The sequence below is a fragment of the Streptococcus mitis genome, assembly GCF_965111725.1.
Taxonomy (GTDB): domain Bacteria; phylum Bacillota; class Bacilli; order Lactobacillales; family Streptococcaceae; genus Streptococcus; species Streptococcus mitis_DV.
In genome coordinates, this window is sequence record NZ_OZ217341.1 from 1058643 (window position 1) to 1080288 (window position 21646).

Annotated in this window: 20 protein-coding genes, 1 pseudogene and 1 other annotated feature; of the genes and pseudogenes, 1 reads left to right on the forward strand and 20 read right to left on the reverse strand. The window is 40.6% G+C overall.

The window, feature by feature from the left end:
- Positions 1-63 precede the first annotated feature (63 nt).
- From ACLV7Q_RS05255 to msrB, 8 genes are all read right to left on the reverse strand, one after another.
- Positions 64-843: a replication initiator protein A gene (locus ACLV7Q_RS05255; protein WP_411863662.1), complete on the reverse strand. Its 780-nt coding sequence runs from the start codon at positions 841-843 to the stop codon at positions 64-66.
- Positions 840-1013, reverse strand: coding sequence for a hypothetical protein (locus ACLV7Q_RS05260; RefSeq protein ID WP_000159607.1), 174 nt, complete (start codon positions 1011-1013; stop codon positions 840-842). The genes ACLV7Q_RS05255 and ACLV7Q_RS05260 overlap by 4 nt, the downstream gene beginning before the upstream one ends.
- Before the next feature lie 201 nt (positions 1014-1214).
- Positions 1215-1583: a 50S ribosomal protein L7/L12 gene (gene rplL, locus ACLV7Q_RS05265; protein ID WP_001196965.1), complete on the reverse strand. Its 369-nt coding sequence runs from the start codon at positions 1581-1583 to the stop codon at positions 1215-1217.
- A 74-nt stretch (positions 1584-1657) separates the two neighbouring features.
- Positions 1658-2158: a 50S ribosomal protein L10 gene (rplJ, locus tag ACLV7Q_RS05270; protein ID WP_218758045.1), complete on the reverse strand. Its 501-nt coding sequence runs from the start codon at positions 2156-2158 to the stop codon at positions 1658-1660.
- 38 nt (positions 2159-2196) lie between these two features.
- Positions 2197-2332 (reverse strand) — a sequence feature (ribosomal protein L10 leader region).
- A 75-nt stretch (positions 2333-2407) separates the two neighbouring features.
- Positions 2408-3667 carry a TRZ/ATZ family protein gene (locus ACLV7Q_RS05275; RefSeq protein WP_218758044.1) on the reverse strand — a complete coding sequence of 420 codons (1260 nt, stop codon included), beginning with the start codon at positions 3665-3667 and terminating at the stop codon, positions 2408-2410.
- Positions 3668-3781: 114 nt separating this feature from the next.
- Positions 3782-5530: an ABC transporter ATP-binding protein gene (locus ACLV7Q_RS05280; protein WP_218758043.1), complete on the reverse strand. Its 1749-nt coding sequence runs from the start codon at positions 5528-5530 to the stop codon at positions 3782-3784.
- Between the two features lies 1 nt (position 5531).
- Complete coding sequence (locus tag ACLV7Q_RS05285) at positions 5532-7256, reverse strand: ABC transporter ATP-binding protein (protein WP_218758042.1); 1725 nt, start codon at positions 7254-7256, stop codon at positions 5532-5534.
- A gap of 60 nt (positions 7257-7316) precedes the next feature.
- Entirely contained in the window at positions 7317-8255 is a 939-nt protein-coding gene (msrB, locus tag ACLV7Q_RS05290; protein WP_218758041.1) for a peptide-methionine (R)-S-oxide reductase MsrB, read from the reverse strand.
- 358 nt (positions 8256-8613) lie between these two features.
- Between msrB and ACLV7Q_RS05295 the strand changes: the two are divergent.
- Positions 8614-8685: pseudogene (locus tag ACLV7Q_RS05295) on the forward strand (transposase); the annotation flags it as partial.
- Positions 8686-8775: 90 nt separating this feature from the next.
- Here ACLV7Q_RS05295 and thrB read toward each other — a convergent pair.
- The 12 genes from thrB to aroA form a co-directional block, all read right to left on the reverse strand.
- Positions 8776-9645, reverse strand: coding sequence for a homoserine kinase (gene thrB, locus ACLV7Q_RS05300; RefSeq protein WP_050242142.1), 870 nt, complete (start codon positions 9643-9645; stop codon positions 8776-8778).
- 1 nt (position 9646) lies between these two features.
- Positions 9647-10933, reverse strand: coding sequence for a homoserine dehydrogenase (locus ACLV7Q_RS05305; protein ID WP_218758040.1), 1287 nt, complete (start codon positions 10931-10933; stop codon positions 9647-9649).
- Positions 10934-11084: 151 nt separating this feature from the next.
- Positions 11085-11822: an adaptor protein MecA gene (gene mecA / locus ACLV7Q_RS05310; RefSeq protein WP_081529705.1), complete on the reverse strand. Its 738-nt coding sequence runs from the start codon at positions 11820-11822 to the stop codon at positions 11085-11087.
- Between the two features lie 316 nt (positions 11823-12138).
- The gene (locus ACLV7Q_RS05315) at positions 12139-13173 is read right to left on the reverse strand and encodes a prephenate dehydratase (protein ID WP_218758039.1); all 1035 of its coding nucleotides are present in this window, start codon (positions 13171-13173) and stop codon (positions 12139-12141) included.
- Entirely contained in the window at positions 13166-14635 is a 1470-nt protein-coding gene (locus ACLV7Q_RS05320) for an O-antigen polysaccharide polymerase Wzy family protein (protein ID WP_218758038.1), read from the reverse strand. The genes ACLV7Q_RS05315 and ACLV7Q_RS05320 overlap by 8 nt, the downstream gene beginning before the upstream one ends.
- A gap of 15 nt (positions 14636-14650) precedes the next feature.
- On the reverse strand, positions 14651-15637 hold the full coding sequence (locus ACLV7Q_RS05325; RefSeq protein ID WP_218758037.1) for a glycosyltransferase family 2 protein: 987 nt from the start codon (positions 15635-15637) through the stop codon (positions 14651-14653).
- 1 nt (position 15638) lies between these two features.
- Positions 15639-16742 carry a glycosyltransferase gene (locus ACLV7Q_RS05330; protein ID WP_172923862.1) on the reverse strand — a complete coding sequence of 368 codons (1104 nt, stop codon included), beginning with the start codon at positions 16740-16742 and terminating at the stop codon, positions 15639-15641.
- Positions 16732-17577 (reverse strand): LicD family protein, encoded by an 846-nt coding sequence (locus tag ACLV7Q_RS05335; protein WP_218758036.1) that lies wholly within the window; start codon positions 17575-17577, stop codon positions 16732-16734. The genes ACLV7Q_RS05330 and ACLV7Q_RS05335 overlap by 11 nt, the downstream gene beginning before the upstream one ends.
- Positions 17578-17702: 125 nt before the next feature.
- Positions 17703-18977: a polyisoprenyl-teichoic acid--peptidoglycan teichoic acid transferase Psr gene (psr, locus tag ACLV7Q_RS05340; RefSeq protein ID WP_218758035.1), complete on the reverse strand. Its 1275-nt coding sequence runs from the start codon at positions 18975-18977 to the stop codon at positions 17703-17705.
- A complete protein-coding gene (gene pheA / locus ACLV7Q_RS05345) occupies positions 18974-19822 on the reverse strand; it encodes a prephenate dehydratase (protein ID WP_218758034.1) in 849 nt (282 codons plus the stop codon). The genes psr and pheA overlap by 4 nt, the downstream gene beginning before the upstream one ends.
- Positions 19819-20295 (reverse strand): shikimate kinase, encoded by a 477-nt coding sequence (locus ACLV7Q_RS05350; RefSeq protein WP_218758033.1) that lies wholly within the window; start codon positions 20293-20295, stop codon positions 19819-19821. The genes pheA and ACLV7Q_RS05350 overlap by 4 nt, the downstream gene beginning before the upstream one ends.
- On the reverse strand, positions 20288-21571 hold the full coding sequence (gene aroA, locus ACLV7Q_RS05355; RefSeq protein ID WP_218758032.1) for a 3-phosphoshikimate 1-carboxyvinyltransferase: 1284 nt from the start codon (positions 21569-21571) through the stop codon (positions 20288-20290). The genes ACLV7Q_RS05350 and aroA overlap by 8 nt, the downstream gene beginning before the upstream one ends.
- Positions 21572-21646: the final 75 nt, after the last annotated feature.

The following is a 21646-nucleotide window of genomic DNA, read 5'->3' on the forward strand; positions in this document are numbered from 1 at the left end:
CCAAAGAGTCATACCGCTTGAAATTAAAATGAGCAAAACTAATATCCACTCGATTGACGACATTTAACCACCTCCTTTTCTAACACGGTTATTCCAAACGGAATACAAGCCGTTAAACACAAATTCAGCAAGTACTTCCGCTCTTCTAACAAAGCGAACATTGTCAAGAGCATACTGATAGATTCTCTCAAAATCAGTCATAGCTATATCACTGGCTGTTTCAGAAAAACCTTCTCGTCTAAATTGATCTTGTACCAATCCCCAAATATAATCTCGATCATATTTTGTGACCTTTTCTACTTTTCTTCTCAAGATAGGTTGAGAATTCCTCTCTTCCTCATCCTCAATAAATAAAGAATCAGTCTCACTATATTTAGTCTCACTAACTTCAGTCTCACTAGGGGCTGAATGTAAGACGGGGGACGTTTCATTTTCAACCTGCCCTAGTCTTTTTTTAACACTAGGCCTGTTTGAATTACCTACTGGGGTAGAAGACAACTCCCCTAAATAAATCTTATTAGCTAGTCTTCCTTTCTCACTTGAAGACTGTTGAACTTCATCAATTAAGTCATATTCTTTAAGAGTTTTTTTGATTGATAGTAGTTTTGACTTCGAACAACCTAACAGCCTCATCAGTTTAGAATTAGAAAATACTAAATAAACCGCCCCTTCTTCATCTATCCAACCACGACTAAGAGATAATTCTAAACGATCTTTTAAAATAGAATAAGCCACCTTTACTTCTAATTTCATATCCATATATTTCTCATCCTCAAAAAGAATTTTAGGTAATTTATAATACCGTTCTGAAGTTTGGTATTGATTTGCGGTAATTCGTTTCATAGCGCTCCTCCAAGTTCTTTGAGTATTAAATCTCCACTTGATTCCAATCGAACCAAGCCACTTTTTTCCAATTCAGCCATAAGAGAGATGGCTTCAACAATATCAATTCCCATTTCACGTACTAAAAATGAAATGACAATATAGCGTGATGATTGTAATTCTTTTGTCATTTTCCCTCCTGAAAATAAAAAAAGGAGAACAATATTCAATTGTTCTCCACGATAAATTTGTTAAAAAGAAAAACCCTGCCAAATTAATTTTTGGTAGGGTTTTTGGTAGGAAACTAAATTAATTTATCAGTTTCTAAAATGTGTTCACGATTCTAAAAGGCTGATACTATAGTATTCCGATTTCTAATTGGTATATGCCTCTTATTTAAGAGTAACTGAAGCTCCAGCTTCTTCCAATTTAGCTTTGATTTCTTCAGCTTCTGCAGTTGCAACGCCTTCTTTAACAAGTGCTGGTGCACCGTCAACAAGTTCTTTAGCTTCTTTAAGTCCAAGACCTGTGATTTCACGTACAACTTTGATAACGCCAACTTTTTTATCACCTGCAGATGTCAATTCAACGTCGAATGAATCTTTAGCAGCACCAGCGTCAGCAGCACCAGCTGCAGCAACAGCTACAGGAGCAGCTGCAGTTACACCAAATTCTTCTTCGATAGCTTTTACAAGGTCGTTCAATTCAAGGATTGAAGCTTCTTTAATTTCAGCAATAATGTTTTCAATGTTCAATGCCATTGTTATTTCCTCCAAATAAGTTTTAATTTTTATAATAGTTTTTTCGTAGCTAGGCTACGCTGCGTAGCTTAAGACTAAGCTGCGTCTTCTTTGCTTTCTGCAACCGCTTTGACTGCAAGAGCAACGTTGCGCACTGGCGCTTGAAGTACAGAAAGGAGCATAGAAAGAAGTCCTTCGCGGTTTGGAAGAGTTGCAAGTGCAAGAATCTCTTCTTTAGATGCGACAGCGCCTTCGATTGCACCACCTTTAATTTCAAGTGCTTCAGCGTCTTTAGCAAAATCGTTCAAGATTTTCGCTGGTGCGATAACATCTTCGTTAGAAAATGCTACTGCAGATGGTCCAACGAATACAGATGCAAGATCTTCAAGACCAGCTTTTTCAGCTGCACGACGCAAGATTGAGTTTTTAATAACTTTATACTCAACTTCGCTTCCACGAAGCTCACGACGAAGAACTGTATCTTGCTCAACTGTCAAACCACGAGCATCTACAACGACGATAGATGCAGCAGCTTTCATTTTTTCAGCTACTACGTCAACTAGTTCCGCTTTTTTAGCAATAATTGCTTCACTCATTAGTGTGTTCACCTCCGTTATTATTTTGCTTGGGGAAATTTTTCAAAAGAAAAACGCGCCCAAACCTAGACACGAAAGTACAATACGCTTCTTTTTACATGATACGTTTTGTCCTCGGTAGGATCCTTATGAGTCGAGCTCCCCTACTGTCTTAGGCAGTTTTTTCAAACCGTATATAAGTATAGCATAGTCAAAAAAAGAATGCAAGATTTTTACAAACTTTTTTTAAAATTTTTCGTGATTTTTCTTTTAAAGTTCTACTGTTAGGACTTGACCTTGCTTAACTACTTGTTCTCCGGCAATATAGACATCATCTACATCACTGGACTTGACAGCATAGACCAGGTGAGAGAGCATATTTTCTTGGGGTTGAAGATGGATTTTCCCTTGTGGTTGGATGACCAGAAAATCTGCTTGCTTGCCGACTTCCAGACTTCCTATCTGTTCGTCCATTCCAAGAACCTTAGCCCCTTCTATCGTTAGAGCTTTGAGAGCAGTTTCGATAGGAAATTGGCTGGCATCTCCACTTTTCATCTTCTGAAGAAGGGCTGCAGTTCGCCCTTCCTCAAACATGTCTAAATTATTATTAGAAGCAACCGAGTCAGTCGCAATACCGACTGCTACTCCTACTTTTTGCAGTTGGATGATGGGAGCAATCCCTGAAGCCAGTTTGAGGTTACTGATAGGATTGTGCGCAATAGCCACTTGAGAGGTTGTCAAGCGTTCAATTTCTCGTTCGTTTAATTCTACCCCGTGAGCAAAGACAGACGGATGATCTAAGTAACCCAATTCTTCTAGAAATGCGAGGGGACGTTTGCCGTATCGTTTCAGGATAATTCCAGACTCCTCCTTGGTCTCCGCCACGTGGATATGGATAGGAATATTCAACTCTTTTGCCAGATCTAAACTTTCTGCCAGCAAGTCTCTACTACAGCTGTAGGGAGAATGTGGGGCTACCATCACCTTGAAATTTGGATTTTTATATCCAATAATTTCCTCAATGATTGCTCGAGTTCTGCTTATGGTCTCAGCAGTTGTCTCTGCCTCTGAAGAAAAAAGAGTCGGTGAGAAATAACAACGCATCTTGGAAGTTTTCACTGCCTGATAAATCCGTTCAATATCCACACCATTGGGATTATACATATCGTTAAAGGTTGTTGTTCCCGACTGGAGCATCTCTATCATAGCTTCTTTAACCGCTCTTGTAGTCATGTCGGGAGTAAATCCTGCTTCTGCAGGCCAGATATAGTCATTGAGCCATTCATGGAGATTGCTATCATCTCGGATTCCTCTCAATCCTGTCATAGCAGAATGGGTGTGACAATTGACCAAACCAGGCATAATCCAGGCTCCCTGATAGTCTATAATCTGCTCAGCTTGCTCTAAAATCTCTGACTTCTCTTGACCAACATAGACGATTTGAGAATCCTTAACTGCTAAGATTCCATTCAGATAAACATGGAAATCTTGGTCACAAGTCACGATATTTACACGCTGATAGACTTTCATTATAGGCTCCTTTTCTAAAAGACAATTTACAGTGAACAATTTTTCTAGCTATTGTAACAAAAAAGTCACCCGAAGGCAACTTTTTTATCTATAATAGTTCGAAATTAGAAAGGATTATTCAGAACTAAAAGCTGCAGCTTGCTGCATTTGGTAATACTTGCCCTTCTTAGCCATAAGGTCCTGATGGTTCCCATACTCAACAATGTCGCCATCCACCAAGACAAGAATCAAATCCGCATCCTGAATGGTTGACAAACGGTGAGCAATGATAAAGCTTGTGCGCCCCTTCATGAGTTTGGTAAAGGCATCCTGAATCAGTACTTCTGTCCGTGTATCAATGGAAGAAGTCGCCTCGTCTAAGATAAGAATCTTGGGAATAGCTAGAAAAACTCGGGCAATGGTCAAGAGCTGTACTTGACCGACAGAGAGAGATTCTCCAGCATTTTCCAACTTGGTATCATAGCCTTGAGGTAACTGTTGGATGAAAAAGTCGGCATTGGCTGCTTTGGCAGCAGCAATCACCTGCTCCCGACTAGCATCAGGATTGCCAAAGGCAATATTGTCATGAATGGTCCCTTGCTTGAGCCAGGTTTCCTGTAGCACCATGCCAAACTGCTGTCTCAATGACGCTCGGGTATAGTCGTAAATGGAACGACCATCTAACATGATATCTCCTGAGTTAATGGGATAAAACCGCATGAGGAGATTGATAAGGGTTGATTTTCCAGCACCTGTCGGACCAACGATAGCCACCTTGCTACCAGCTGGAATATCAATAGATAAATCCTTAATCAAAATCTTTTCAGGATTGTAGCCAAAAGAGACATGTCTAAAAGAAATAGCTCCCTTAACTTGGTCACTGGTTAAGACTTCCTTGCCTGTTTCAGCCACCTCAGATCTTTCTAAAACAGCATAGACGCGCTCTGCACAAGCCAGAGCACTTTGCAACTCAGCTAGCACTGAAGAAATATCGTTAAAAGGCTTGGTGTACTGTTGAACATAGTTCAAGAAGGTCACTAAACGCCCAATGGTCAAGGTGGAGCCCATCATGATACGATAAGCTCCTACTCCAGCAAGAAGAGCATAAATGAGTGCATTGACAAAGCGAGTCGAAGGATTGACCGTTGATGAATAAAAGATGGCTGACTGAGAATAACCTGCGTAATTGGCATTAGCCTCGTGTAGCCTTTGGATAAATTCTTCCTGAGCATTAAAGGACTGAATAATAGTCTGCTGACTAAGCGATTCTTCAATCAACTGAGTCTGAATTCCCCTGGTCTCTGTTTGCTTTTGGAAGAGATGATAGGATCTCTTGGCAATAAAGCGTGAAATCACCATAGACAGTGGCGTCAACAGCAAGACCAAGAGGGTCATGAGGAGGTGAATTTGAAGCATGGCTAGAATACTAACCAAAATCATCAAGATGCCAATGAAAAATTGGTTAAAAATCATGGTCAAACCAGCTGCTAACTGTTCAATGTCCGTGGTTACACGACTGACCATCTCTCCACTACCTCGCCGATCCACGAAAGCAATCGGTAAATGATGGAGTTTATGGATGATTCGCTCTCGCAAGTCTTTAGTATAAGAGAAAATTAGGCGATTATAGAGAAGAGGATTGACCCATTGAACTACGGTATTTCCTATGACTACCAAGATCATCTGAATGAAAATTTGCCAAAAAACTGGTGAAGAGTCAGTTATTAGAACTTGGTCGATGACCTGCCCAATCAAGATAGGTAGGTAAATCGATAAGCCAACCTGGGCAATAGCTCCTAGAAAGGCTAGAAAAAGAAGGAAGGGATGGCTTGCTAAATCTTTGGCCAAACGTGTGAGTGTTTGATTTACAGTTTGTCGTCTCATGCTAGTCCTCCTTTCCATGTTGGGATGCATTGATTTCGCGATAAACTTGACTCGATTTCATCAAGTCCTCGTGCTTGCCAATAGCTAGGAGCTCCCCTTTTTCCAAGAGGAGAATCTGGTCTGCCATCCGAAGTGTTGAGGTTCGTTGAGAGATCAAGATTAAACTTGTATTTGGCAGGTTTTCTCGGATAGCTTTCAGGAGCTTGGACTCAGTGATGGTGTCCAGTGCCGAGGTCGCATCATCTAGGATAAGAAATGGAGCTTGGCGCAAGACTGCGCGAGCAATAGACAGCCTTTGTTTTTGTCCACCTGAGAAATTTCGTCCTCCTGCCTCAACTAGGGCATCCAAGAGTCCTTCCTTTTCACTGACAAAATCCTTAGCTTGCGCAATTTCCAAGACCTGCCAGAGTTCTTGGTCCGTTACTTCTTGATCTAAACCTAGAGTCAAGTTGGAACGAATGGTTCCTTTAAAGAGTTCGACTGTTTGGGGTACATAGGCAATCCAAGACCGCCACTCCTCTAAATTACGAGGACTACGTCCATCTCGATAAGGGTAAATACTCCCCTTGTCTGCTGGATAAAGTCCAAGTAAGAGTTGCACCAAGCTTGATTTACCAGAACCAGTCCCCCCAATGATACCAAGGATTTGTCCTTGAGTCATATCAAAGGAAATGTCTCTCAGAGAAGGCTGGGCCGCATCAGGATAGGTAAAAGTCAATTCTTGGACTTGTAAAACCCGATCACTGGTAACTTGCTTTTGTTCTAATTCTGAATGGATGTTTTCGGGAGATTCCTCAAAGACCTCCTCGATTCGCTTAGCTGAGATGTAGGACTGGTTGAGGGAATTTATCAGCATAGCTAGCTTGACCAATTCTACCAAAATCTGCAAGAGGTAGTTGATAAGGGCAATCAGGGCACCTTGACTGAGTAAACCTCCTTGAATAGAAATATAGCCCTGCCAGATGATGACGAGGAGAGTTCCATTGACAATCAGATAAGTCAGAGGGGTTAATAAACTAGACCAGAAACCTGTTTTTTCTTGCAATCTGGCATAAACTTGGTTAAGGGTTTGAAAAACCTGTAACTCTCGTTTTTCCTGACCAAAAGCATGGATGACCCGCATCCCTTGTAATTGCTGGCGCGTTTCCTGAACAAGCTGGTCCGTTTTCCTTCTGAGACTACTGTAGATAGGATTGACTAATCGAGAGAGCCCTACAATAACAATGGTCAGAATGACAACCATGACCAAGAACCAGAAAGTCAGCTCAGCTGAGATTCGATAGGCCATAAAGATAGCCCCCAAAACAATAATAGGCGCTCGCAAAAAAAGACGCAGGAATTGGTTGATACCAGTCTGAATCTGGTAGGTGTCCGAAGTCAAGCGAGTCACCAAGCTAGAAGTTGTCAAACGGTCTCTACTGTCCTTAGGTAAAGACAAAATATGACAATAAAGATCGTTTGTCAATTCCTTAGCAAAACCTACCGCAGCCTTAGCTGAGTAAAACTGGGCTATCAAGGCCACTAAAACGCCAATCACTGCAAATATAAGGAGCAGGCCAATCTGCATCCAGAGATGACCTCGATCCCTCTGGGGCAAGGATTGGTCAACAATCCCAGCAATCACCATGGGAACTAAGAGTTCAAACACAGCTTCAAGTAGCTTGAACAAGGGTGCTAAAATTGATTCCTTGATGTAGGGTTTGAAGTAAGATAATAGGTGTTTCATAAATCCCTTCTATTCGTATTCTAGAAATGAAGAAAGTGGGAAGTACCCACCCTCTCTGTTTTATTTGTTTAAGTATGGCAGTAGATAGCCATATCCTGCTTCTTCCATCTCATCCTTGGCCACAAAACGCAAGGAAGCCGAATTGATACAGTAACGGAGGCCACCTAACTCCCGAGGTCCATCTGTGAAAACATGACCCAAGTGAGCATTTCCTGACCGAGAACGAACCTCGATTCGCTCCATTCCATGGCTCATGTCTTTGTAATAATGAATCAACTCTTTGGAAATCGGACGGCTGAAACTTGGCCAACCACAACCTGAGGCAAACTTATCCTTGGCAAAAAAGAGTGGCTCACCCGTCGTAATATCTACATAAATCCCTTCTTCAAAGGTTTGGTCATAGGCATTGGTAAATGGAGCCTCTGTAGCAGCTTCTTGGGTAACACGATAGGATTCTTCAGATAAACTGCCCTTTAACACCTCTTGACTAGGCTTTTCATAGTTAGAGGCATCAATCAATGGCTTATCAGCATCGGTCACATCGATATGACAGTAACCAGAAGGATTTTTCTTAAGATAGTCTTGGTGGTAATCTTCAGCTAAAATATAGTGACGAAGTTTCTCCACCTCTACTGCAATCTTTCGACCAAGCATGCGCTCCTGCTCCTGCACCACTGTGTAGATAGCTGGCAAGTCTGCTTCATCCTGGTAATATATACCGGTCCGATACTGACGTCCACGGTCATTCCCTTGTTGATTGACTGATAATGGATCAATAACACGGAAATAATAAAGTAAAATCTCTCTGAGTGACACTGCCTTCTCATCGTAAATCACTTGAACCGTTTCTGCATGGTCTGTTTCCTTAAGCAGCTGATAATTGGTCGTTTCGACTTGCCCATTAGCGTAGCCAACACTGGTTGCTAGCACTCCAGAAATACGTGAAAAATACTCCTCTAAGCCCCAAAAACAACCACCTGCTAGATAAATTTCTGCCATCTTTATTTCTCCTCGTAATATATAATCATGGGGATATTTCAATCCCAAGTTTTATTTGCTATCACTTGACTATTGCAAGGTTTTCTAGAACAATAGAGTCATGGAATGGACTCATGGTTGTTTCTTTTTCTCCTTGTTGCTTGGACTTCATTAAAAAGGCTGTTACCCAAGCCTTGTTCAAACTTCCAACACACTAGCTGTTTCCACAGCTTGACTTCTGCATCTAGTAGGATGCAGGCGGCTCTGTCAGGCTGTGATAAGGATTCTCTTATGCGAGGATGTTGGGACAAGGTGTTTCTGGGAAACCTTACAGTAGTCAAGAAAACTTCCAAATCTAATGGAAAGGAGATTTTCCTTAATGAAATGTTTTGTCGGTTTAGACGTGAGCTCTACCAAATTAGATGTGTGTCTCATGTTGAATGATACCACTAGACTTTATCACGTTTTTAACTAGACTTCTTTTCAAAAAAAGGATAGGAAGCCCTCTGGTCGAGAGTTTCCCCATCCTATCTTCTATTCTTTATTTTGCTTCTACACGGACACCTTGGGTATCAACCTTCAAGTCATGCAGTTTTCCTTTGAAGGGTTGCTTTTCCAATTCTGCCTTAATCGCCGGCATTTTGTCATGAGAAGCCAAAACCATAACTGTCGGCCCAGCACCAGAGAGGTAGGTTGCATAGGCACCATTTTCTTTGGCTACTTGTTTAATCGTCGCAAATTCTCTCACCAAGTCCTGACGGTAGCGCTCGTGGAAGAGGTCTCCCTCGATTGCTTGCCCAGCGGTCACCATGTCTCCTGCCAACAAGGCTGCAACCGCCACATTGGCGATAGAACTAGCCGCAACAGCTTCCTTGTAAGACAATTTCTTAGGCAAGACACCACGACTGTCTCGAGTACGCAATTCATAGTTTGGAATGTAGGCTAGGAAATCACACTCTGGGAAGTCTGCTACGATAGCAGAAACTTGTCCATCAACAGAGCTTGCAATAACGAGATTACCATAAATGGCTGGAGCCACATTGTCAGGGTGCCCTTCAATCTTGGTAGCTAACTGCAATTTTTCATGGTCTGACAAGTTGAGCTGGCCCAGTTGGTTGGCCAGTTCAATCCCAGCAACAATAACAGAACTGGAAGAACCCAAACCACGCGCCAGGGGAACATCACTAGTCATTTTCAAACGTCTTGGTTGCAAGTCTGATACAATTTGCAAAGCGATTTTGAGCAAGAGATTACGCTCGTCATGTGGAATCCATTTGCCAATCTGATGTTCAATCAACCACTCATCTCGTTCTTCACAGACCTCAATTTGAAGATACTTGGTTACAGCTACACCGACCGAGTCAAAACCTGGCCCGATATTGGCACTGGTTGCAGGTACAATAATCTTCATCTTATTCTCCTAGCACCTTGAAGGTATTCAAGAGGTCGAATTCTGAAACCTTCTTCAATTCAGCTGAGACATTTTCAAGCTGGGCTTTATCAATCTTGTGTGTGATAATCACAACACGCGCCTTGTCACCTTCTTTTCCATCTTGGAGGATTTGCTTGAAGGAAATATCTTGAGCATTGAAGATTTCAGCCAATTTCAAGACCTGACCTTTTGAGTCTGGAGCCAAGATTGAGAAGTAGTAGTTTGCTTTGACATCTTCAGGATTTGCCAAGACCAAGTCACGACTATATTCGTTGAAGTCTTTACCAATAGTACCATCATTCAAGCGACGAACGATACGGACAATATCTGCTACAACACTTGTTGCAGTTGGTTTTTGACCCGCACCTGGCCCATAGTACATAGACTCACCGATACCGATAGATTCTACAAAGACAGCGTTCATTACGCCATTCACACTAGCAAGTGGGTGCGCTTTAGGTAGGAAGGTTGGAGTCACTTCTGCAGCAATTCCTGAAGGAGTTTCCTCGATAGAACCAACCAATTTCACTACATAACCCAAGTCTTGAGCTACAGCTACGTCTTCTGGTGTGATGTTGCGAATTCCCTTGTGGGCTACATCATCAAAGGCAACCTTCATGCCAAAAGCAAATTGGCTCAAAATAACCATCTTGTAGGCTGCATCAATCCCATCCACGTCATTTGTCGGGTCACTTTCTGCAAAACCTAGACGTTGCGCTTCCGCAAGAGCATCATCATAAGACCAGCCTTCTTCCACCATCTTGGTCATCATGAAGTTGGAAGTTCCGTTGACTACTCCAAGCACGCGCGTGATTTTATCAGAAGCCAAGGAATTTGCTAAAGTACGAAGAATTGGAATACCACCAGCAACTGCTGCTTCATAGTAAAGTGCTACCTTGTTAGCTTGAGCGATTTCTAACAATTCTGCACCGTGGACAGCCAAAAGGTCCTTGTTGGCAGTAACAACGTGTTTCCCAGCTTCCAAAGCACGAGTGATAAAAGTCTTAGCAGGTTCGATACGCCCCATCAATTCCACTACGATAGTAATATCTTGGTCTGACAAAATATCATCCACATCGGTTACAAAGTTAAAGTCATTCCCTGCTGCAAGCAAGCGATTCTTTTCATCTTCATCCTTGACCAATACCTTAGCAACCTCAATCTCTGAATGTGCTGATTGATTGATTTTTTCTCCATTTTCCTTTAGGAGGAAAGGCACGCCACTTGCAACGGTACCAAATCCTAGTAAAGCAATTTTAACTGTCATGTTTGTCTCCTCGAAATTTTCTAATATAGCCATTATAACAGAATTTTGTGAAAATTCCTATTATAGTAATTCACTATTTCAGTATAGAAAAGAAAAAACGAATCAGACGATTCGCTCTCCTTAAAATCTGAAAATAACTTTCCAAAAATGATTATCCGATTTTTTGCAGATTGAGCACAGCATCGTGATTCATCAAGACTTGGCCATACTCTTGCAAAACTGAACGACTGATATCACTATCGTCTGCAAACTCGCGCATACGGGCCAAGAGCCAAGCTGGATATGGACTTGGATGATTTTCAATATCCACTAAAATGGTCAAATAATAGCGCTCGTTCATCTTGTAGAGTTCAGAAGTTTCCATCTCAAAAGTCACTGTCTGGGCAAAAGCCACCAAGTCAGCCAACTTAGCAAAAGAAAGGATGTAGTAGATGTAGGGCTCTTTCTTGCCTTCAGCTTCTTGTTGATCCTGCTCCTGCTCTTCTTCCTTGGCTTCGACTTGCTCTAGAGATTGAATGGCTTCGATATCATCTTTGGTTTTGTCCGCGATGCTTTTTTCTAAAGTTTTAATAAACTCATCTGGCGACATTTGAGCCAATTCTTCCATATCTGGTAAATCCGATAAATCTTCAAAATCTAGATTTTGGTCAATCTTTGATTTGGTTACAAAGACATCTACCTTATCAGGTTTTGGAGTCACACGGAAGCTCAACATACCTGTATCTAGAAAGCTATCAGGCATCTCTAACTCATCCAAGATAGCATAAAAGAACTCTTCTGTTTTTTCTTGAGGAACAAGAAAGTCAGCAATCTCCATGCCACGATCCATCAAATCCTCTAAAGACATCGTGATTTTTAAAGTAGTATCACTAATTTGTTTCATTTTCATTGCTAGTAACCTCATACTTTCAGTTCTATCTATTATACTAGATTTTTACGATTTTATCAAAAGAAGGCTCCTCTATCAGGCTAGATTTTCCATAGGGTAACTTCTGTAGAAGATTCTAATACTCTTCGAAAATCTCTTCAAACCACGTCAGCTCTATCTGCAACCTCAAAACAGTGTTTTGAGCAACCTGCGGCTAGCTTCCTAGTTTGCTTTTTGATTTTCATTGAGTATAAAAGAAAGTTTCTGCTAACAAATAGAAAAAGCATTCAAAATCAAACTTCTTGTCCGACTTTGAAGACCTAATACATCAGAAAGCTTATAGTTTAAAGGTTGCTACACCGAGGATAGAACGATTCAAGTTTCTAAGAATTTGAAGACTTTGCTCAAATTTCTTATAACGAGTCACTCCATACTCTTCAACAAGAAGGACTGTATCTCTTTCCAAAAGAGATGGTATATCCTGTAAATCTACAAAATGCATTCCTTTTAAAGACTCTTGATTTTGTTTCAATTTATCTAGGATAGCTTTGTTTGAGCTAACGATTGTTAATTCTTGTCCAGCATTTTTGTATGACAAGACATCTGCTAGATTGGCAATTGTTGTAATCTCTGTTACAAAATCAATTTGATACTGAGAAAAATCACCTGCTCTATTGATTGTTGGATTAAAGAGATAAACCAATACATTTCCCATCACAACCAAAATCACACAGACTACTCCAATAACAGCTAAACGGAGAATCAAATTCTTCACATTCAATCCAAGCGCTGTCTCACCATTTGCATTCAATTCTTTAGAGTTGATGGTTTCCAATTTTTCAATTTTTACATTTGCAAAAGTGTGTTTAAATTTCTCAATCAATCCATCAATTTTTCGCTCCAACAAGTCATTAGCATCTTTACTTGGTGTCAAAATTTTCACACCAACCCCTGCATCGTCAATCATATAGTAGACGGTCAGTTTTTTCCACCAATAATCATTCGTAGAATTTTTCAAGGTTGTTTCTGTCGTATCTAATTCACTGGCAATTTTTTTCAACTCACTGGGTTCTACATCATTGAAAAGATAAGCTCCATTCAAATTCCCATCAATCAATTTCCCATAAAAATCACTATAACCACCAATTTGATGATTCAAAATCGTTTTAGCTGAATCTTCTGGAGGAGTGATTTTATAGCTAAGATAAGTTGAATAACTTGTTGTGTCTTTGACAGTATTTTTATTCTTAACTGCTTTAATTGTAAATGGTACAGCAATGAAAGCAAATAAAGCGATGAGAGCTAAAATATTTACTTTTCGTTTTTTGTAAAGATTTGCAAACAAATCAGCTACTGAATAATGTTCAAACATGATTTTTTTCTCCTTTGTTGAGTAGATACTGGTTCTCTTTTGTAAGCATTTTTGCTACAAATATAATCACAAGAACAATTCCCCAGAATTGCATTGTAAATAGATTGAAGAAACTTTCTGAAAAGCTACTTCTTGGCATAAAGAATAGATTATTCAAAATGAGTAGGGACAAGGCAAATAGGATTGTTCTTGAGCGATAGGCTACTTGCAGCATGGCTATGAATAACATACCTAGCAAGAGACTAAGTAGAAAGACTCCTATCATACCATAGTCTGTATACAACTCCATGATATAGCTACTTCCGATACCATGTCCTTTTAAATATTCCTTGTTCAAAACAAGATAGGACAAATTGTGGGCATAACTATTACTATCAATAGCTAGCTCCACACTATTGGTTGTATGCTCAAAGGCTTTACCTCCGAAAATGGCCCCCAAACTTCCCCTTGCAAAATAATCAAGGACAGGACCAAATGTAAAATTACGGAAATCTCGGTAAGGGAGGCTACTGTTAAATAGAAAACCTCGAGCCAGAACGCCAAAACTGGTTCCTTGTTTATAGATAAAGTCAAGCAAGATATCCCAGAAACCTGTATGGGAAACCTGGACATTATCCCGTACATAATTGAGCACTCCCATTGCTAACATGAGAATAGGAGAACCTACAAAAATCGCTAACTTTTCTTTAAACCCAATCCATTTTCCTTTTTCAGTTTGCTCCCGCATAAAGTAATAAACAAAAGCAAATAAAATACTTAAAATAAAGGGATTGCGTGTCCCGATTGCCAAATGAATGGTATTGGCTGCAATAAAGGAGACAAGCACTGCTGTTGCCTGCAATTTCTTTGGCTTGGTTGCCAGATACATACACATTGCATAGACCGTAAAGGTTGATAAGATATAGGTAAAATAAGGCAGCTTACTTTCAAAGTTTGCATAGTAGGCATAGTAGGAAGTCTGCAAGCGATACAAGAGTCGTTCAAATAAGCGAATAAAATAGAAAGGATAGGTTAGAAGAAAAACTCCTAGCGATACAAAGCGCAACCGCTTGATGTAAACATCTTTTAGAGAACTTCCTATCTTGGGTACTTGTATTTTCTTTCTAGCTATAAAATAGCGAGCTAGGAGCCCCCCTGTGGTCAAGCCCAGAATCGAAACCATAACGACTATAAAGGCAAAGCGATAGGCTATCGGATGATAGGTATCCAAAGCGCCATCTCTAAAATAATCAATGGTCGGTCTTGATACCAGAAAGACAAAAATGGTTAAATAGAAAATAAAATGGATTAAGTAATACTTGATGTCATTCCAGCAGGCAATTAAGCTACTAACCAGTAAGAACAATAAAGTAGAAAGCAAGCTAACATTGTTATTATTAAACAGATACACAATTCCACTTACTAGCGTCAAGGCATAACTGACTATGGTCAAACTAAATAATAATCGTTTTCCATCAATCACTTGCTCACCCCCGTTCTAATGTAATTTTTTAGATTTTTCAATATTTTTCAGTAATAAGAATCGGTATAAGGAAATATTTATGAATAGAGCCAAAGCACTAATTCTTCTCCCCTTACGGAAAATTGGATTCCTAGAAATAGCAAGGGCATGGCCTTTTAAAAAACGATGAATCTGAGAATAGGCTTCAAACTGTTTATACTGATCATCTAGCAACATCTTATCCAGAATAAAGAAGTGGGCATAGGCTAATCTGAAAAAAGCAACCTCTTTCAAGTCAGGATAGTTTTTCACAATTTCATTGTAAAACTTTTGGTAGATATCAATATAGGCTAAATCCTTCTCTGCATAGGGTTTAGTCGTAATACTATCCCCTCTATGGAAATAGTAATAATAGGGTTTGGTATTAACCACGTACTTCTTAGCCAACTTGATCAAATCAAAATGATAATAAGCATCTTCATAAATCAATCCCTTTGGAAAGGATAGGGCAGTTGCAATCTCTCTCTTGATTAGCTTATTACAAATCGTTCCAGGTATTTTTTCACCTATGAGGTATTCCCTTAGAAATGTTTGGGAATCACAGACAAAATAGTCATCCTGATTGGCTGACTGTGGGCTTTCATCATTAGCATAGACATTCATGACACCACAGCTTGAAACATCCGCATCTTCTTGAACTAATTGCTCATATAAACTCTGAATCATTTCTGTATGGATATAATCATCTGAGTCAATAAAAATCAGATAATCCCCGTGAGCCTGCTTCATTCCATCATTTCGTGCTTGTGACAATCCTTCATTCTTTTTATGAAGTACTGACACCCTGTCATCTTGTTCAGCGATTGAATCACACAAGCGACCACTCTCATCTGTTGCACCATCATCAACAAGAATAATTTCCAGATTTTGATAGGTCTGCTTCTGAATGGAAGCTATCGATTTTTCTAGGTACTGCGCCACATTATAGACTGGCACAATGACACTAATTAATGCAGTTTCCATGCTACTCCTCTAATAGTTTTTCTACTTGTTCGATTTGTTTGGCAATTGTAAATTGTTGAATGAATTGGCTAGCCTCATCGACATCGAAGTTTGAGGCAGATGTCATGTAGTTTGTAATTGCCTGAGCTGCCTCTTGATTGCTCTCAATGATTTGTCCAAATCGACCTTCTTGGGATAATTCCTCAGCCCCTCCAACATCTGTAGAGACAAAAGGAAGTCCCAGACTCAAGGCTTCAACATACACTCCAGGAAAACCTTCTTGCTTAGACATAGACAAGAGAACTTTCGTCTGAGATAAATACTGATAAGGATTTTTTTGATAGCCAAGGAAATGTACGTAGTCCTCAAGCTCATACTCTTTGACCCGTTTTTTCAGTTCCTCTTCCATATCACCAGCACCTATAAAGTAAAGGTGATAATTTTTCCCCTCTTGGTGTAATAACCGTATCACTTCCACCACACGGTCAGAACCCTTATTTTCTTCAATCCGTCCGATAGTACAGATACTTTGAGGCGCAATCTCGATATCAATCTTCTCTTGAGATTTTTCTAGGATAGTCTTAAAATCATAACCATTGTAGACCGTCTGTAATTTTGAAGCATAATCTGGATAGACTTCCTTGATAGAATGGCTGGTCTTTTTTGAGATCCCTACAATGGTATCCGCAGCATCCAACTGTCGTCTATGTGATTTTCTTTTTGAGCTATCCTTAAGAAATTCTTCAATACTTCCATGAATCCAAGAGATTTTCTTGACTTCTCTTCTTTTAGAGAACAACAGTGGTGGATTCATAATGGTAAAGGAAACTTCAACATCATAGTCATCTTTCACAAGCAAGCGCCGAGTCAGTCTTGGAAAATAAATTCTCATTCTCCACAAAAGAGCTCGTAACCATCTGGCTTGGCGATAATCCTGAAAGGATTTTAAAATGCCTACATGTTTAGGAACTGATTCGTATCCCTTGTCAAAATGCTCCATTTCAAGAATATCAATATCATACTTTTCTGGATCCAGATTTGAAACAATGGTAGATAAAATCTTCTCTGCTCCACCTCCGAGAGAAAAAGACCACATAAAAAATAAGATTTTTTTCTTAGCCACCATATTCTCCCTTGTATTCTGTATAAGACTTATCCATATCAGCGATGACAGCATCATGATGCGGTAGCTGCTTGTCTGCTGGTGGTGGCGTCATATAATCCCCAAAAGCAGTACTGAGATAGGCATCATAGCCAACTGGAATAGGCATCTCTGTGCCTTCAAATGGCAAGAAAAGATTATCTTCAAAAGATGCGATTGGATACTTATTTCTCATATAGCCAGGACCTGAGCATAATTCTGTAATGCCATCACTATCAGCCAAATCATACTTGGTCATTTCTTTCTCAGCTTTTTTCCAAATGTGATAACGAAGAGATTTTGGTGTCACGCCCAGTAAAATGCGGCTTCCCCATTTCATAAGTGCGCCATGCTTTTCTGGAATAGTTTGAGCACAAAAAAGAGAATAAATCAGTGCCCAACGAACCTGTTTTTTCCGCTCAGCTGGATTTTTAGGATAATAATCCAAGGGCAAAACATCCAAAGCCAAACCATGTGGCAAATCCAAATCTTGCTGGTAAGGTTTAATGCAGGTAGTTTCCTTGTCACGAATGGTAATAAAAAGATTACGGTCGACAAAATCCTTGTGACTCTTTGACAAGAAATAACGTTCATCTGCATAACGAGGCCATAATTCTGCTAATTTCTCATAATCTTTACGAGGCATAAAAAAGTCTAGGTCGTCATCCCAAGGAATAAAACCCTTGTTTCGAAGGGCACCAATAGCACCCCCTCCACAGAGATAACAAAGTAAATCATGCTCCTTGCAAAAGGCCACAAAGTATTCAGCCATCTCCAGACTACGAGCCTGAATTGCTTTTAAATCAGTCATATTGTTCATTATTCTTTCTATCGTATCGTTTCATTATACCACAAATAGGGGGTGAAAATCTATTGCAGACTGTAAAAAATCAAAGCCTGACTGCTATCCAAATAGCTATCAGACTTTGATTCTCCTATCTTATTTTATCTCAAGCCCATCTGAGATAATTTATTCTGATATTTGTTTTGATCAACCAGCAACCCCAAGCCTCCATAGACATCATAGGCATCGACCCAATCACCTAGTTCTGGAACTGTTAATCTCTCAATACCATTTTGCGCTCCGTCTAGGAAAGACAAGCCATTTGTTAACAGGAAGGTATAAGGAACATTCGTTGAAGTCATTGCGAATACCTTGCCAAGTGCCTCTGAGCCTGTAAAGAGCTTGGTTGGATCCTTGATTTGCTGAAGAACGGCTGTAAGTACTTGTTGCTGTCTTTTGGTACGGCCGTAATCTGCCTCATCATCATCACGGAAGCGAGCATAATTGAGCAAGGTTGAACCGTTCATCTGCTGTTTCCCGACTTTGATGGTTTGGGTTGGAGACTCAGTCTCAGTAGCGTGTAAATCATCTCCAACTGTAGCTTCTGTTAGTTGGCGCCCATTCAATGTTGAAAATTGGGCATCAATTGTCACCCCATCAGGGAAAAGCGTGTCAATCGCTGTTGCAAAGGCCTGAAAATCGACCAAGGCATAGTACTTAATGTCCAAGTCAAAATTATCTTTCAAGACTTGACGAACCATTTCTGCCCCTTTTTGCCCCTCTTGTTCTCCTAACTCGTAGGCTACGTTTAACTTGTTATCCGTCTGTTTTCTACCGTTAATCACTTGACTGTAACCGTCTATATAAACCAAATTGTCACGCATGAAACTGACTAGCTTCATTTTCTTATCTGAGCCGCCAACATTTAATACCATAATAGAGTCTGTCCGCGTCTCAGCACTATTTTGACCAATTCGACCGTCCGTCCCCATGATCAAAATATTAACCCCGTCTCTAGTGTCCTGACCATTAAAGACTTGAACCTGTGCTGCCTTAGCATCAGCAGTTTTCTTTGCACTAGCATCTTGGTAACCACGTAAAAACATGAATACCATGGCCAAAGCCACACAGACTAAAAGTGAAAAAATCACCATAAAAATGCGTTTAAGACGGAGCTTTCGTCTTTTCTTTTTGGGAGGAGCAGAAAGTGCTTGTGATTTGGATTGTGAGCGACTCCGGTTCGCATAGCTTGGTAAGTCAACCTGCTCTTCTCTTTCTTGTTCCAAGCTGGAACTACTATTTACTCTAGCAAGAGTTAGCTTTTCTTGCAAATAGGCAAACTCATTTTTTTCTCTCTCATTGAGATAGTGAATATTTTTTAGTAAATAATCATAACGTAATTTTTCATGATGACTGAGAGGATTTTCTTTACTCATCTTCTCTCCTTTCCATGGTCTGATATTGGATAAATCGGATAGGCACCCAGAACCTTATACTGGATTCCGATGGCTTCTAATTCTTTTTGGGCAAAGTGAACCAAGTCCTTATCAGTATAGTCCACATCGATAATGAAAAAGTATTCACCCAGTGCTGTCTTGAGTGGACGACTTTCAATTTTTGTCAGGTCAATTCCTCGCCAAGCAAATGTCGACAGGGCCTTATAAAGTGCACCTGGAAGGTTGTCAGGTAAGGTCAGGGCCAAACTCATTTTCTCCCTTTGTGCTTGCAAGGGAATACTAGGCTTTTCAGCTCCCAGAACCCAGAAACGTGTGAAATTGGCTTCCATTTCCTGAATATCCTCGGCAATCAGTTCCAAGCCATATTCTTCTGCAGAACTTCTAGGTGCAATTGCCGCAAAAGGCTGGTCTGGATGTTCTGAAATAAAGCGGGCCGCATAAGCTGTACTAGCAGTCACCTCGATTTGGGCCTCTGGATACTGTTCATCGATGAATTTCTTTCCTTGAGCCAAGGCCTGTGGATGTGAAAAAATCTTTTCAATCTTAGTGTGGCCTGGGACCACCATCAACTGCTGATGAATAGGCTGAACGATTTCTGCCACTGCTTGGATGCGAGCCTGATGAAAAAGGTAGTCCAAGGTTTCATGAACACTACCCTCGATAGAATTTTCAACTGGCACCACAGAATAGTCCACCAATCCTTGCTCATAGGCCTTGATGACATCTGTAATATTGGCAAAGGCCTGCAATTCCTCATGAGGAAAAGCTGTCTGCACAACGTGATGTGAAAATGATCCCTTGGGACCTAGATAAGCAATTTTCATCTCAGTTCCTCTATAATTTCCTCTGGGCTTAACTTGGTCACATCCAAAATCCGACTAGCCACTTCCTCATACCAAACCTGTCTTTCTTGGAAAATAGCTACTAATTCTTCCTTGCTATTATTTAGAAAAAGCGGACGCTGATTGTCCTGATCAGCTGATATGCGTTGGTAGAGGGTTTCAAAATCTGCTTTCAGATAAATATTATCAGAATTGGTTTTGAGTAAGTCGCGATTTTTCTGAGAAATGACTACTCCTCCACCAGTCGACACGACTTGGTCTGTCTGTAGTAAATCAGCTAGGACTTCTGATTCTACCTGACGAAAGGCCGCTTCTCCCTTTTCAGCAAAAAAATTCGCAATGGACATACCTAGGCGCTTCTCTATCAGAGCATCCATATCGAGGTAATTAGGATCCAAGCCTCTTGCAATAGTAGATTTGCCAGCTCCCATAAAGCCTAATAACACCTTAGCCATGAATCAAGTTCTCCAAATCATCAAAGAAACTAGGATAGCTGGTATTGATGGCTTCTGCACGGTCAAGTTCCACTTCTCCATCTGCAACCAAGAGGGCTGCAATGGCTGTCATCATGCCGATACGGTGGTCACCAAACGTATTGACTCTAGCACCGTGAAGGGCTGATTTCCCTTTGATAATCATCCCATCTGCCGTAGGAGTAATATCTGCTCCCATGCTATTTAAGGCGTCTGCCACAACCTGAATGCGGTCTGTTTCCTTGACCTTGAGCTCCTCAGCATCCTTGATAACTGTAACACCTTGGGCTTGGGTCGCAAGTAGGGAAATAATAGGCAATTCATCAATCAAGCGTGGAATCAAGGCACCACCAATCTCTGTTCCTTTCAAGTCAGAAGATTCAACAGTCAAGGTTGCAGATTTAGCGACTGGATCGATTTCAGTTATTTCCAATTTTCCACCCATGGCGCGAATGACATCAATGATACCTGTACGCGTTTCGTTGATGCCCACATTTTTAAGCACCACACGAGAGTTTGGAACAATCAAACCTGCGACCAACCAAAAGGCTGCACTGGAAATATCTCCTGGAACAACCACCTTTTGTCCTGTCAATTTTTGCGGTCCTTGGACTGTGATTTTCTTGCCGTCCACACTTAAATGACCACCAAATTGTTGCAGCATATCTTCAGTATGGTTACGGGTGCATTCTTTTTCGATAATAACGGACTCTCCCTGAGCCTGCAAGGCTGCAAACATCAAGGCTGACTTAACTTGGGCAGAGGCAATTGGCAACTCATATTGAATAGGTGTTAAATTCTTAGTCCCCTTTAAGTGAAGAGGAGGCAGGTCTCGCTCAGTTTGTCCCGAAATGCTGACGCCCATTTTTTTCAATGGAATCGTCACACGGTCCATAGGTCGTTTGGAAAGACTGTCATCTCCAAACATTTCTACTTCAAAGTCTGCACCAGCAAGAACACCTGAAATCAGGCGAATCGAGGTTCCAGAATTTCCCATATCAAGGGCATTTTGCGGAGCTTTTAAGCCATCCATACCTACACCTTGGATGGTAATAACCCCATCTTTATCCTCAATCTCAACACCAAGATCACGAAAGGCTTGCATGGTCGAAAGGACGTCTTCGCCACGTAATATATCATAAACCTTGGTCTCACCCTCAGCCAAACTTCCAAAGATAATGGACCGATGGCTAATAGACTTGTCACCTGGAACGCGGATACTGCCGTGTAAGTGGCAAATGTTTGTTTTTAGTTTCATACTGGACCTCATACTTGCAATACTTTTACTTATTTTATCATAAAAAGCCAGAAATTCCTTAAAAATTCCTGACTT